Annotated in this window: 10 protein-coding genes; 6 read left to right on the top strand and 4 right to left on the bottom strand. The window is 55.0% G+C overall.

The window, feature by feature from the left end; translation table 11 throughout:
* The first annotated feature begins 75 nt into the window (after positions 1 to 75).
* From PT275_RS06820 to PT275_RS06805, 4 genes are all read left to right on the top strand, one after another.
* On the top strand, positions 76 to 1,014 hold the full coding sequence (locus PT275_RS06820) for a sugar ABC transporter permease (protein WP_277153543.1): 939 nt from the start codon (positions 76 to 78) through the stop codon (positions 1,012 to 1,014).
* Positions 1,015 to 1,026: 12 nt separating this feature from the next.
* Positions 1,027 to 2,061, top strand: a complete 1,035-nt coding sequence (locus PT275_RS06815; RefSeq protein WP_277153542.1) for a carbohydrate ABC transporter permease — start codon at positions 1,027 to 1,029, stop codon at positions 2,059 to 2,061.
* Between the two features lie 190 nt (positions 2,062 to 2,251).
* Positions 2,252 to 3,394 (top strand): glycoside hydrolase family 172 protein, encoded by a 1,143-nt coding sequence (locus tag PT275_RS06810; RefSeq protein ID WP_277153541.1) that lies wholly within the window; start codon positions 2,252 to 2,254, stop codon positions 3,392 to 3,394.
* A gap of 366 nt (positions 3,395 to 3,760) precedes the next feature.
* Complete coding sequence (locus PT275_RS06805; RefSeq protein ID WP_277153540.1) at positions 3,761 to 6,073, top strand: glycosyl hydrolase family 65 protein; 2,313 nt, start codon at positions 3,761 to 3,763, stop codon at positions 6,071 to 6,073.
* 96 nt (positions 6,074 to 6,169) lie between these two features.
* Here PT275_RS06805 and PT275_RS06800 read toward each other — a convergent pair whose 3' ends face one another.
* The 4 genes from PT275_RS06800 to PT275_RS06785 all read right to left on the bottom strand — a co-directional run bounded on the left by PT275_RS06800 (position 6,170) and on the right by PT275_RS06785 (position 12,347).
* A complete protein-coding gene (locus PT275_RS06800) occupies positions 6,170 to 6,994 on the bottom strand; it encodes an alpha/beta hydrolase (RefSeq protein WP_277153538.1) in 825 nt (274 codons plus the stop codon).
* Between the two features lie 287 nt (positions 6,995 to 7,281).
* Positions 7,282 to 10,176 carry a glycoside hydrolase family 3 N-terminal domain-containing protein gene (locus PT275_RS06795; protein WP_277153537.1) on the bottom strand — a complete coding sequence of 965 codons (2,895 nt, stop codon included), beginning with the start codon at positions 10,174 to 10,176 and terminating at the stop codon, positions 7,282 to 7,284.
* A 181-nt stretch (positions 10,177 to 10,357) separates the two neighbouring features.
* Entirely contained in the window at positions 10,358 to 11,635 is a 1,278-nt protein-coding gene (locus tag PT275_RS06790; protein WP_277153536.1) for an ATP-binding protein, read from the bottom strand.
* Positions 11,636 to 11,642: 7 nt separating this feature from the next.
* Positions 11,643 to 12,347, bottom strand: a complete 705-nt coding sequence (locus PT275_RS06785; protein WP_277153535.1) for a LytTR family DNA-binding domain-containing protein — start codon at positions 12,345 to 12,347, stop codon at positions 11,643 to 11,645.
* 105 nt (positions 12,348 to 12,452) lie between these two features.
* Here PT275_RS06785 and rsmI point away from each other — a divergent pair, with 105 nt between their 5' ends.
* Positions 12,453 to 13,463: a 16S rRNA (cytidine(1402)-2'-O)-methyltransferase gene (rsmI, locus tag PT275_RS06780; RefSeq protein ID WP_277153534.1), complete on the top strand. Its 1,011-nt coding sequence runs from the start codon at positions 12,453 to 12,455 to the stop codon at positions 13,461 to 13,463.
* Positions 13,464 to 13,635: 172 nt separating this feature from the next.
* Positions 13,636 to 14,592, top strand: coding sequence for a TatD family hydrolase (locus PT275_RS06775; protein WP_277153533.1), 957 nt, complete (start codon positions 13,636 to 13,638; stop codon positions 14,590 to 14,592).
* The last annotated feature ends 138 nt before the right edge of the window (positions 14,593 to 14,730 follow it).

The raw sequence follows: 14,730 nt of genomic DNA, 5'->3' as shown, positions 1-14,730 counted from the left end.
TATCCGGCGGGTTGAGACCCATTGAAATCATCGCAATCATCAATCCAGCAGTTCATTACTTCCAAGGAGTTTGTAATGCAAACAGACAAAGCCAAGAGGCCCGCGATGTCGCGCCTGCCCGGCAATAAATCATCAAAATTCATTCCCTACCTCATCCCCGGCGTTCTGGGACTTGCGGTCATCATCATCGTCCCGTTCCTGTGGAACGTCTGCCTGAGTTTCACGCGTTGGCGCGGGGTCGGGCCGATGAAATTCATCGGAACCAAGAACTGGATCCGCCTGATGGGCGACGCCACGTTCTGGAAATCGTTCCTCAACTCGTTCTGGATCATCGTGGCCATCGTGGTCATCCCGACCATCCTCGGCCTGCTGATTTCCTCGGTACTGACCGATGTCATCCAAAAGAAATTCGGTTCCAAGACCGCGTCGTTCATCCGTGCGCTCTACTATCTTCCGCAGCTGCTGCCGGTGGCTGTCGCCGCGATCATCATGGGCTGGATCTTCCGCCCGGACGACGGCGCGATCAACGCGCTCATCGCCAAATTCACCAGCGGTCCGGTCGCCATCAACTGGCTCGGCAACCCGAAACTGGCCCTGCCAAGCCTGATGTTCATCCTCATCTGGATCCAGCTCGGCTATCCTATCGTGATATTCATGTCCGGCCTGCAGCGCGTGGACCCCGAGCTTTACGAAGCCGCGGGGCTTGACGGTGCGAACTGGTGGCAGAAGTTCCGCGTGGTCACTTTGCCGTCGATCATGCCGGAGCTCATGGTCGTCATCCTCACCGCCACCATCGGCGCGCTGAAGACGTTCGGCCCGGTCTATCTGCTGACCAAAGGCGGACCCGGCACCACAACGATCGTGCCGTCCTACTATTCATACAACCAATTCTTCCAAATCCATCAGGTCGGCTACGGCGCCGCCATCTCGACTTCGCTGACCTTGGTCATCATCGTGTTCTCCGTGGTGTTCACGATTTTCCAGGGCCATGTCGAGAAGAACATGGACGACTGAGGGGAGTGCAACATGTCTGAAGCAATTATGCCGGTGTCCGCTATGGGCGGTGTCCAATCAAGCGCGAAGTCAAGGGCCATCAAAACGTTGCGTCGCAACGCACGCATGGCACAGGCCGATGCGGGTGCAACGCAAGGTAATACAAACAATGTGACGACCGTCGTGCGCGACGAACACAGCCGGACCCAAGGCAAAACCGCCGAGGTAAGCCACAAGGCCAAGCACATCAGGTCGTGGGGCGATTGGCTGGCGCTGATCCTGCTGCTGGTCGGCGCGGTGATCATGCTCTTCCCGATCATCATCCTGACGATGAACGCCTTCAAGACCATCGGCGACTACAACGCCACCGGCCCGCTCTCCCTTCCGGCGCATCCGACGATGAGCGGCATCGTCGGTTTCTGGAAGATGAGCGACTTCCCTGTCAAGCTCGGCAACTCCCTGCTGATCTCGCTGATCGTCGCAGTGCTGGGCGTGGTGCTTTCCGTGCTCAACTCCTTCGCGCTCGGTATCGGCAAGGTCAAGGGCAACCGTTGGATCATCCTGGCGATCATGCTTGCGAACATGATGCCGCAGGAAGCGATGCTGTTCCCGCTCTATACGATGTTCAAGCATATCGGTCTGTACAACACGCAATGGGCGATCGTCGTCATCTTCACCGTCATCCAAAGCGCGTACGGCACCTATCTGCTTTCGTCGGTCTACGGAACGTTCCCCCAGGCCATCCTCGAGGCCGCAACGCTTGACGGCGCGACCCGTTGGGAGACGCTGTTGAAAGTGGTGCTGCCGATTTCATGGTCGACCATCAGCGTCCTGTTCGTCTTCTTCTTCGTGTGGACCTGGAACGAATACATGATCCCGATGGCCTTCCTGATGGACGACAACGTGCAGACCGTGCCGCTGGCGCTCGCCACGCTGCAGGGCCAGCACACGATGGACGCGACCACCTTGGCTGCGGCGTCGCTGCTGAGCATCATCCCGACCATCATCTTCTTCATCCTCTTCCAGCGTAAGCTCAACCAGGGCATTGTCGCCGGCGCGGTGAAGTAAGCGGTTTATCGGCCCGCTTGGCGGCTCGAATATGGCGCGATTGTATGTTTCCGCCATTTTGGGGCCGCTGAGACTGGCTGAGTGGCTTGATTATGTCGGAATTGAAGGTCCGACATTGGACTTGGCCTGATGCCAGTGTCAGATAAGCCAGTAAGAATAATGTTAAGTAAATTAAGGAAAGGCAAGATCGATGAACGGTGTAACGGCAGAAGCGACCCAAGAATATGGAGGTTATGGGCTTGGCATGATGGACGGGCTGGCAGCGGCTTCGCGCGGGCGCTCGCGGTGCGTCAACGCCGAGAACCCGACCGGTGGCAAAGGGGTGGCGGCGCGGACCGCCAGCAAACTCGGCCCCTCGCGCAAGGGGACGCCCTGCCTCGGCACCGTGCCGGCCGGCGAATCGGTGACGCTGATGGACGTCGACGGCCCCGGCGTGATCCGCCATATCTGGATGACCGTAACCGACAAGACGTCACCGACCGGCCCGAACGTCCTGCGCAACCTGATCCTCGAGTTCTATTGGGACGGTGAGGAGAATCCGTCTGTTGTCTGCCCGATCGGGGACTTCTTCTGCTGCGGGCACGGGCAGGATTGCCGCATCAATTCCATGCCCGTCATGGTCGCGCCCAACCGCGGCTTCAACTGCTACTTCGCCATGCCGTTCGAGCACGCGAAAATCGTGCTGCGCAGCGACCACAACGAGGACGTTCCGGCGTTCTTCTACCAGATCGATTACACCGAATACGACGCGCTTCCGGCCGATGCGATGCGCTTCCACGCCCAGTGGCGTCGTGAACGGGTCACCAAAAAGGCGCAGGATTACACCATTCTCGACGGCGTGCGCGGCCAGGGCACCTACGTCGGCACCTATCTGGCATTGACGGCGCTGGAAAGCCGCTGGTGGGGCGAAGGCGAGGTCAAGTTCTACCTCGACGGCGACAGTGATTACCCGACCGTCACGAGCACCGGCACCGAAGACTATTTCGGCGGTGCCTGGAGCTTTGCTGCTTTCGATGAAAATCACCACATGCGTGAGCAGACCTATTGCGCCCCGTTCGTTGGTTTCCCGTTCCGCTCCCAGAACTTGGCCGGCCGCGAAAGCGACTACTGGGATCAGGCCACGCCCGTGACCCGCGGCCTCTACCGCTGGCACGTCCCCGACCCGATCTATTTCGACCGCGATCTGCGCGTGACCATCCAGCAGATCGGCACCGACGAGGCCGGCCTGTTCGAACGTAGCGACGACGTGGCCAGCGTTGCGTATTGGTACCAGCGTGAGCCGCACACGGCGTTTGCGCCGATTGGCGATCGGCATTTCCGTCAGCCTCGGTGAGGTTGGATTGTCCGGTATCGATAAGTGAGCAATCAGGACTATCGGTACCGGATATTTGTAAGTGGGAATCGATAATCGTCGATATCGTAAATGAGATGTTTATTACCAATATGACCGTTTTATGGCTATTTATTGCCGCTAATCGGCGGGAAATCCTCTGAAAAATTCCTATGGGGCCGCTTCCCAAGGTGTTTTATAACAGCAATGTCATTTTATTTGCTGTATGCTTGCGTGCAGTAAAGAACGATGCACTGGATGCCCGTTCGACGATGGGATCACGGGCAATGCCATGGCGTACATGCACTCGATTGTCGGCAATCGTCGCAGGGCGGCATGCGATGGACGGCGAGATGTTGGAGGAAACCGTTGGATAGTAACGAAATTCGGAAACTCGATTTACAGCACGACCCGCTCGATGAAAGCCGTTATCCGATCGATCCTTGGAAATTCACCGAATACGGGGAACCGACCGCCGAAAGCGCGACGCTGTTTTCCCTCTCCAACGGCACCATCGGCGTGCGCGGCGAATCCAACGGGCCGCGAAATCTCGGCGACGGTACGTTCCTGAGCGGTTTCCATGAGACGTTTGCCATCCGTCACGCCGAAGAGGCCTACGGTTTCGCGCGTGTGGGGCAGGTCGTCCAAGGCGTTCCCGATACCGTCGATTTCAAATTCTCGGTGGATGGCAAGGCGCTCGCCGATGCGCAACAAGTCTCGCAAAGCCTTGATTTCAGGGACGGCACCGCCACCCGCTCGTACACCTATGACGTTGGCGACGGGGCAAGCCTTGACGTCGATATCGTCACGATGGTGTGCCTGTTCCACGCCGACCTCATGGCCACGACCCTGACGCTTAAGGCTCACGGACGGGCGATGAACGTCCATGTCGTGGGCTCGATGAACACCGATCACCCCGTGGTCTCCCGCGACGTCGATCCGCGCAAGGCCGATATGATCGCCGACGGCGGCCTGCGCAAGCTTGAGGTCGACGCCATTTCACGAGGCGTCGCCGATGAGAATTTCGGCGCTTTTCACTGTCTGCATTCCGGCCTGACAATGGGGGTCGGCTTCTGCCAGCAGGCGGACGGCGAAATGATTCCGGAGACGTTCGACGTCGACGTGCCCGACGGCGGCGAAAAGTGTGTGACGCGTTTCGCCGCTTATAATACGTATCCGATTAATCCTATCGGAATTGAAAGAGGGCTTCAGGTCTCGATCGACGGAACCCCGAATTCCGTCGAACTTGTCAGGCGTTGCGCACAAACCTTGCAGTGGGCCGTGGCCCAAGGTTTTGAGCGGTTACAGGAGCAGCAGCGCGAATGGCTGAGCCGCTTCTGGCGTGAATCAGACGTCGAGATCGACGACGGCGGCGACGGCCGTCTCCAGCAGACGATGCACTGGGAGCTTTTCGAACTGGCACAAGCCACCGCGACGGTTCCCAACGGCGTATCGGCCAAGGGATTGAGCGGTACCGGCTATTCCGGCCATTACTTCTGGGATACCGAAACCTACATCGTGCCGTTCCTTATTTATACGAATCCTGCGCGCGCCCGCGACATCCTTTCCTACCGGTTCCGCATGCTGCCGGCGGCCCGCAAGCGCGCCAGGATGATGAGCGTCGAGGGGGCGTTGTTCCCGTGGCGCGGCATCAACGGCGAAGAGGCCTCGGCCTTCTTCGAGGCCGGAACCGCCCAGTGCCATATCGATGCGGACATCGCCTACGCCGTCTGCCAGTATGTTTCGGCGACCGGTGACCATGAGTTTTTGGCCACGGAAGGCATCGACATTCTGGTCGAGACCGCGCGGATGTGGGCGAGTCTGGGCTATATGGGCTGGGACGGCACCTTCCATATCAACACGGTCACGGGCCCCGACGAATACACCGCGTTGGTGGACGACAATTATTACACCAACGCTATGGCGCAATTCAACCTGCGCAAGGCCGCGGACGCCCTCGAATCGCTTGACGGCGAAGAGCTCAATTCCGCGGTTCAGCGCCTTTCCATCAAGCCCGGAGAGTCGATGCGTTGGCGCGAAGTGGCACAGCTGATGAAACTTCCGTATGACGAAAAGCTTGGCGTCCATCTTCAGGACGACGACGTGCTGCGCCGCGAGCCTTGGGATTTCGAGCACGACACCGAGCGCCCGCTGCTGCTTCATTATCATCCGATGGTCATCTACCGCCGCCGCGTCTTGAAGCAGACGGACACCGTGCTGGCGCTTTACCTGCTCTCCTCGAATTTCGGCTTGGATGTCAAACGCCGCGATTTCGATTTCTACGACCCGTTGACCACGGGGGATTCCTCGCTTTCCGCGGCTTCACAGTGCATTCTTGCCGCCGAGGTCGGCTACGGCGATCTGGCGATGAATTACTTCCTTGAGTCTTTGTACGCCGATGTGGCCAACCTGCACAGCAATACTTCCGATGGCATCCATCTGGCTTCGGCTGGCGGGGTGTGGATGTCGGTGGTGGCCGGTTTCGGCGGTCTGCGCGACTCTGGCGGCAACGAGCTTTCGATCGATTCACACCTGCCTCAGGGCTGGGAGAGCCTTACCTACCGCCTTGTCGTCCATGGCACACGCCTGATCGTCACGATCGACCACGACGCCGTCTCGATTCGCCGCGTTTCCGGCGACCCCGTGACGCTCAAAGTCAAAGGCGAGCTCCGTACGGTCTGAGATTTTATTGATGTGATTGACTGAACATATCTAAAAGAACCGGCTGCCAAAGAAAAATCTGGCGGTCGGTTCTTCTTGTGATGAAAAGGCTGTTCACTACTTTACGAAATTGCGCTTGATCCACGCGGCCCAAAGGCTCGGCCAGATTTGGGCACTCGGCTCAATCTGCGCGGTGTTGCCGGCGGCAGCCGTCTCGGCGGTGGCCAGTGCCAGGCTGTGGGGGCCGTGCGGGAAGATGTGTGCCTCGACGGGCACACCCGCGTCGACGCAGGCGTTGATGAAGAGCAGCGAGTTCTGCACCGGCACCACGGCGTCGGTGACGGTCTGCCAGATGAAGGTGGTCGGCGTCTTGGAATCCACGTGCTTTTCGCAGGAGATTTCGTCAAGCATCTTCTGATCGGTTTTCTTCTCGCCGAGCAGCTTGTCGATCGTGCCGACGTGCGTATACTTGCCGGCGGTGAGCACGGAGTAGCCCAGTGCCAGGCCGTTGGCACGGACTTCGTCGGGATCATAGCCGTTTTCGCGCATCACGTCGTCGCCGGTGGTGGTCGCCATCGAGGCGGCGAGCTGGCCGCCGCACGAGAAGCCGATCACGGTGACGGCTTTGGGGTCGATGTGCCAGGCTTCGGCGTTCTCGCGGATGATCTTCATGGCTTCTGCGCCCTCAAGCATTTGCACTGGGTAGCGCGATGGGGCGATGGAATAGCGCAGTATGAAGGCCTGAACGCCCGCGCCCACGGCCATCATCGCGATGGGCTCGGCCTCGCGGTCGGTTACCTTGTTGAATCCGCCGCCGGGGAAAATGAGCACCGCCGGACGGCGACGGTTCGGATCGATTTCCGGTGAATTGTCGATGATATAACCGGTCAGTGTCGCCTCGCTGCCGTCGATGCCTTTAATGGTTTTCGTAATGTATTGCATTTGTGCCTCTTTTGATAATCAGCGGTCGTTCTGTGGTTATTAATATTCTGCCAGACCCACCGATGTCTACTTCCGGATTCTAAGAAGGTTGCTCGACGGTTTATGGGATTTATACGGGGAGTAATTTCAACTATAGAAAAGTGTTAAAGCCGTCAACGAGAATATTGGACCCGCGACATTCAACATTTTCCAATCTGGCGGTTTTCGATAAAAATATTTTGGCGGGCTCAACGTTGATTGAGTCCGCCAAAATCATGATCAATGATTATCCTGCACAGTTTTAACTGTCACTGCTGTGTATCGGATGTACCATCTATGATGCTTATTTTGTCTCGACGGCCATGGAAACGACGGATGGTTGCGATTTCCGCGAGTATGAGCAGGATCGCGAGTATCGCTACTACAACGTACGTGGCAATTTGCCATGAAGGCGTCTGCATTGCAGGTTTTCCGTTTTCGTATTTCCAGCTGGTGACGGCTGTGTAGAGAATGTTGTGAGAGGCTCTGCGCATGGCTTTGACCGAGGTCGCCGAATGGTCGGTGATGTGGTTAGTGGTGTCGATGATAGTGAGCATCGCATCATTGCCCGCGCGGACTTCCTGATCGCCGACCTGATACCCGACTCCGGCGAAGGTGTCGGTTATCACGAATCCCTTGAATCCCCATTCCTTGCGAAGTACATTCTCAAGGAGGTTGGGATTGGCGGCCACATAGGTCGGTCCAAGGTAGTTCAGCGCGGTCATTGCGGCATGGGCGTTGCCGAGTTTGACGGAAAGTTCGAACGGTTTGAGGTAGATTTCGCGGATCGATTGTTCGTTGGCCCATGTCGCCAGCATGCTTGACCGGTTCGTCTCCTGCTCGTTGACGGCAAAATGCTTCATGAACGCATAGACACCCTTGGATTGTGCGGCTTTGATTTGAGCGGCGGCAAGAGTACCTGCCAATAGACCGTCTTCGGAGAAATACTCGAAATTCCTTCCGCCGAATGCGCTGCGATGGATATCCATAGCGGGGGCATACCATCCGGTCACATTCATGTCATGTGCCATGTCGCCGATCAACCTGCCGTAGCGACTTGCGAGATCGGTGTTCCAAGTGCATGCTACGGAAGTGGAGGAAGGGAATCCAATCGATCCTACATTGGTGAAATTGTTGTTCAGGGCTGCTGGACCGTCGGCATCCGTCAATTCGATTTTGCCTACGCTCTTGATGGCTTTCGTCCCGTATCCGGCTTGGGAAATCAAGGTGTCCATATCGCTGAAGCTCATTTGGTCGAGCAACTTGTCCCATAACGGGTCATCGTATGATTTGCCGCGCAGTTGGTATAGCTGCACTCCGTTTTTTGCACCCATGGTAGGCATTTTGTCGGATTTGTCGTCCTGAGCTTTCGGCCGGTAATTGGATGCGTTGATGAATTTCGCTTTCAGGTCTGAGGGCATCGTCATGCTGGTTGGGGCGGCGGTGGCCTGTTGATAATTGGCGAAGTGATTGGCACGGGACAAATATGTCACATGCCCTGTGGCGTCGTCGAACTGATTGGTCGCTGCGGTTTTATCAGAATCGCGCTTGTGATCCTTCCCGTATATTTGGGTGTCGGACACGTTCACGGTCTGCGTGGCGATCGGCTCGTGCGAATCAGAACGGATGGACACTTGATAGTCTCCGGCTTCGAGAACATAGCCTTTGGTTTTTGCCGAGTCGTAGGATGCCATATCCTGTCGATTGAATGACACATGTATCGTTTGTGATTCGCCCGGTTTGAGTGTCTTTGTCTTGTTGAATGCAATGAGGTTGGTGCTGGCCTTTTCGATTCCGCCATTGGTATATGGCGGATTGAAGTAGGTCTCGACGGTGTCTTTTCCTGATTTGTTGCCGGTGTTGGTCACGGTGACTGGGAACGATACCGTATCGTTGGAGCTGGTAAGATTTCCCATTTTTTGAGTAAACGTTGTGTAGCTCAGGCCATATCCGAACGGATATTGCACCGATGAATTGTAGTCAATCAGCCCTTCTTGCGCAGCTGTTTCATAGAAACGGTAACCGACATAGATTCCCTCGTCATAATTCACAAATGTAGGATAAGTCGGTGTTCCCAGAAGGGTGGAGCCTTTGAATTCCTTCATGTTGTCGTAGGAGAAGGATCCGAAGTTGTTGAATGATGGTGTCTTGGTCAGGTCCTTGACGAACGTGTCCGAAGTCTTGCCGGAAGGGTTGATGGTGCCTGCCAGAACTTGGCCGAGGGCCGTGAAACCGGTCTGGCCAGCAGGTGGACACCACAGCACGGATTTGATTTGAGGATAGGAGTTGATGAAATTCAGTTGCATGGCATTTGCGCCGTTATAAACCAGGGTGACGTTCTTGAAGCGCTTGGTGACCATGTTGATCATGTCTTGCTCGGTACGGCTCAATTGCAGGAAAGTCTCTCCTGGCGTGAAGTCGGCATAGCTCTTGGAATTGTTATGATAGGTAAGGTCTTTGGCACCCATATTCGTTGGAAGGTCAGCTCCTTCGCCTCCGACGCGAGTGATGACGATCATCGCTTCATCGCTGAAATCGGTAGCGTTTTTCAACAGGTTTTCGGAATATTGGGCTGAGGGGACTTCGGGGAGTGTCCAATCTTGCTGGAAGATGCCAACAGTCGGTCTGGTCGTGCGATAGCTGGTGTAGAGTTTGCTCAGTTCGCTGTTGGTTTTAAAGCCAGCCTGATGCAAACCGTCTAACAGCGATGTAGTGGGATAATCCGGAGACATGGAACCGGAGCCAGTGCCTCCAGTGATTGGGTTGGTCGACCCCCAGCCGAATACATTGATTTTCTTTTCTGTCAAAGGCAAGTGGGAATCATCGTTCTTGAGCAATGTGATTGCTTCGCGTTCGATATCCGTTGCCAGCGATTTCGAGGCGGCAATGGTTTGAGGCTGCAGTTTATGTTTGTCGGTCGCCTTGGTGAGCATGGCGTTAAGCGGGCCGAAAAGCATCATGCTCACTGCGATTACGATAACGATGGCTGTGACAATCCAGCTTTGGGAATGTATGAGCTTTCTTACTCGGCTTTGTTTGACGGTGTGCTTGTTGATGGCACACAACAGGACGATTGATATCAGCAGCATCGCTGCTATGACGACAAGGTACGGTGTCAGATTTTTTAACAGGGTACGTACGTCATTCATGTTTATTTGGACCATGAACCTGTTCTCCTTCATTGTTATCGGTCACTGCAACGTGCCGATTGAATATGGAAACAGTCCCATCCTCGTCTTTTCGTTATCCGGTGGAGTTGCGAATTGCGTAAATAGAGGCATGTGGTCGCGTGAATGGTTTTGATGGAGGGAATGCGTTGTCCGGTTGGGCGCAGTAAAAATCAGGTTAGGGAATGGGAATGATGGCTGTCAACGTAAACAGGTCATGATCGACGGAGATTTTCATATATCCTTGATGGGTGCGGATCTCATGTTCAATCGAACGTAACCCGAACCCATGTGAATCGTCTTTTTTGCTGGATTTCGGCAGGCCATCGCGATTAAACGCAATTGAACCGGAAAAATAATTGGTTTCCTGTATCGTTATCAGACCGTTGCTGCTTTTAACCGTGAGATTGATGATTCGTTTGTCGACATCGTTCACTTGGGTTACGGCTTCGGTCGCATTGTCGAGCAGATTGCCGAACAGGGCATAGATGCAGGGTTCTGATAATGATTCCAGGCATTTGCCATCGGCCATGCACAGCAAGGTGATATTGTTTGTATTGCAGTATAGGGCGTTTTCGTTGATGATGGTGTCCAGTGCTGCATTGCCGGTATGAAAGATGGCGTCATAGGTCGAGATGCTTTTTGATATATCTTGTGCCCAGGTTTTTGCGGTAGGCACGACGTCGTTTGCTGGAGTATCAGCCAGACGGAGGGCAAGTTTCTTCAAGTCGTGATACTTGACATTGATGAGGTTAATGCTGTCCTTTGCCAGTTCGTAGTGTTTTTGTTGCGATTGTTCAACTTGTTTGAGCAAAAGAATATTGCTTTGCAGCCGGTTGTTGGAAGAGAGCAGCATGAGAATCGTCATAGCCAGCAATGTACATATCGTGTCGTAGATGGAATATCCGGAATCGTGGGTGAATATCAGATTGAGGATGATGATTAGCAGCAGTATCAATGAGCAGGCTATGACCCATATCAAAGAATTCTTGGTTTTCTCGTGATTGACTCTGAATCGTTTCGCCAGCAAGAACCAGACCAAGGGGTAAATCACCGTGCAGCCGAGAAGATGGGGGATGATGATCGGTATTTGCGCAATGCCATTGTTTGCTGCTCCGATGATCCAGATTGTGATATTTGAAATATCGTATGACAGGTGTTGGGTTGCGTGGCCTAAGACCGAAAAGATGAATGCGCTCAACCAAGGTTCGGTTGTGCAATATTTGATGAGGGCCATCACAGCCATGTCGCAAAGTACATAGCTGAAAATGACGAATGGAAGAGACGGCCGAGGGAAAGTTTCTGTTGATGTCGTCAGAAAATAAAGAGTCATCACCAGTATGGCAACGGGAATAGAGCTGAGCCTTATGTTTTTCCGCCATACCGACAATGGTATGAATAGTGCGGAGCCGACGAGCAATTCGGGGAAGAATGCAAGCAAATCGAGTGCGGCCATGATTCACCTAGCTCTCGTGATACTGAAGTAATGTCTTGAGAAGCTTTTTCTTTTTGTTCCTACTGATAGTCACGGTATCGCTGCCGATGGTCAGTGTATTGCCGTTTATGCTGTCTATCCATTGCGGATTTACCAGGCAATATCGATTACAGAGGATGAAGCCGGCGTCGTAGAGTTGTTCTGATGCGGATTTGAGGCTTCCCCAGATTTTCCATTTCTCGTCATCTATATGGTAATACAATATATGTCCGCGTACTTCAACGAATTTGATACGTGCGGAAGAAACGAATTCGTCTCTGCCGTTTGTGCACAGGGTAAGTGTGACAGTGGAGCGGCTGGCAATGTGTTTGACGGCCTTGCGCATGGGGATGACGAAGGCGTGGTAATTCAGTGGTTTCAGAAGGTAGCCCAAGGCGTCAACGTTATAGCCGATAGAAGCAAATTGGGAAAGTCTTGTGCTGAAAATCAATGGTGTTTCAGGTGCGATTTTGCGCAGTTTCTGTGCGGAGGCCATGCCGTTGGTCCCAGGCATTTCGATATCCATGAATATCAAATTGATTTGTGCGCTATATTTTTCCAGAAAATCATCGCCATTGTTGAATCTGATGATGGAAAACTTTGAATGGTCGCTGTTGAAGAATTTGCTGATGAACGAACTGAGCGTATCGGCGTCGTCTTCGTCATCTTCTACCAAGGCAATACGTATTGTCATCTTCGAAGTCCCTCAATTGGTTGAATATCCTGTAGTATACAGCGTTATTGAATATGCATAAAATGTCTTTGTTTTTGCGTCACTGTGGTGATGGATACTTGAGATATGGAAGCAAGTGATATGGAATCCGCAAAATACAAGACCGGCGAACGGGAAATCGCGGAAGATGATGTCAATGGGCGCGAAGTAGCGGAAGACGCTGTAATGGAAGATGGTGTGATGGTTGAGATCCCGCGTGGAACGGTGGTATTGGCGGCTACGCCGATCGGCAATGTCGGCGACGCTTCGGCCAGGCTACGGGCGTTGCTTGAGCGCGCGGACATCGTTGCAGCGGAGGACACGCGGCGCCTTTACGACTTGGCGAATCGGCTCGGTGTGCATGTCGGCGGTCGCGTCGTGGCCAACCACGATCACAACGAGCGCGCGAAGGCCGACGGCCTGCTCGACGAAGTCGAGCGCGGGGCGACCGTGCTGGTGGTCTCGGACGCGGGCATGCCCACCGTCAATGACCCAGGCGTGGCCATCGTCCGCCGTGCCATCGAGCGCGACTTGCCGGTGACCTGCGCTCCCGGCCCCTCTGCGGTGCTCGACGCGCTCGCGCTTTCTGGCCTGCCGACCGACCGCTTCTGCTACGAAGGCTTCGTGCCGCGCAAGCACAACGAGCGTGTCCAGCGTTTCCGTTCGCTGCTGGGGGAACGGCGCACCATCGTTTTCTACGAAACGCTGCACCGCATCGCCGAGACGATGGACGACTTGCTTGAGATGTTTGGTCCTGATCGTCCGATGGCCCTGTGCCGCGAACTGACCAAAGACTACGAGCAGATTCGCCGTGGAACCATCGGCGAAATCCACCAGTCCGTCGTTGACGATCCCCCACGCGGCGAAATCGTTCTGGTCATTGCCGGTGCCAGTGAGGACGAAGCGCTCAAGGCCGGCGAAGCCACGGCAGCGGTTTTAAGCGTCGATGACTTGGCCGCGCTCGCCGCCGAACGTGCCAACAAAACCAATGAGCGCATCAAGGATGCCATCGCCGAGGTCGTCAAGGAGCACCCGCTTCCAGACGGTTCCCTGCCCAATCGCAAGGCCATCTACACAGCGACGCTCAAGCTGAAGTAAGCGTGCTGAGACGAAACTGGGAATCGCCAATATCACGGAAGTTTCCTAGGGTAAAACTGGCAGAAGTACAGAATTTTCCTAGGGTAAAACTGGCAGCGTACCTCCGAAAACCGCAGAATTGTTGGCCTTTGATGAATGTACACTGTTACGCCTCTCGCTAGACTTGGGCCACATGAGCAAGAAACATCGGGATCGAAGCTGGGCGCCGGCACCGATTGCGCTGCCGGACGGGGTGCACGTTATCGACGACCACACACATGTGGCGAGCGTGGTGCCGTTTGCGCGCGAGATGAACCGGCAGGCGATCGAGCGTGACCAGCCGCCGGTGCCGGTGTACAGCGTTGACGAGATTCTTGAGCAAGCCGAGGCCGTCGGTGTCGAGGGCGTCATCGACGTGGGTTGCGAATTGCCGAATCTCAAGGTGGCTGTGCAGATGGCGCTCGACCATCCGATAACCGTCCACGCAGGCTTGGCCATTCATCCGAACGAGGCAGTCCTCCATGGCCATCACGGGGTGCCGGGCCCTGACGGCTTGCCGCTTAAATACCAGCCGTGGCACGACGTGAGTTTCGAGGATGCGCTCGCCGAAGTCCACCGTCTGGCCACAAAATACCCTGAGCAGGTGGTCGCTATCGGAGAGACCGGCATGGATCTTTTCCGCACCGGCGAGGCCGCGATGGAGATCCAGCGCGATGCCTTCCGCGCCCATATCGCACTGGCCAAGGAGCTCAACCTGCCGATGCAGATCCACGATCGCGAGGCCCATAAAGAGGTCATCGAAACCCTGCTCAAGGACGGCAGCCCCGAACGCACCGTCTTCCACAGCTGGTCCGGCGACACTGACCTCGCCCAAATCGCCAAAGAACAGGGTTGGTATCTGAGCTTTTCCGGCGCATCCAGTTTCAAGGGCAATGAGGAGATTCGCAAGTCAGCGGCTGTCGTGGGCCTCGACCATATCATGGTGGAAACCGATGCCCCGTATTTGGCTCCGATGCCGTATCGCGGCCGCCCGAACGCGCCGTACATGATTCCTTATACCTTGAAGGCGCTCGCGGACACCCTTGGTTTGTCAATAACTGAAGTTGCCAAGGCGACGCGCCGCACTACAAATGCCGTGTATGGCGTTTAATAGGGGTTTGTAGCGATTTTTAAAGGCGATGGTGGAAGAATTAAACAAATTCCGTCATCATAACGAATCGCGCTCATTTTCGTAGATTTAATATACATTATTAACTGCGCTGTTTTGGTTTATTATGCTCCTCAGGCT

This window comes from Bifidobacterium sp. ESL0745, assembly GCF_029433335.1.
In the GTDB taxonomy this organism is placed as follows: Bacteria; Actinomycetota; Actinomycetes; order Actinomycetales; family Bifidobacteriaceae; genus Bifidobacterium.
Note: the sequence above shows the minus strand (reverse complement) of the source record. Positions and strands in the feature narration are given on the sequence as shown.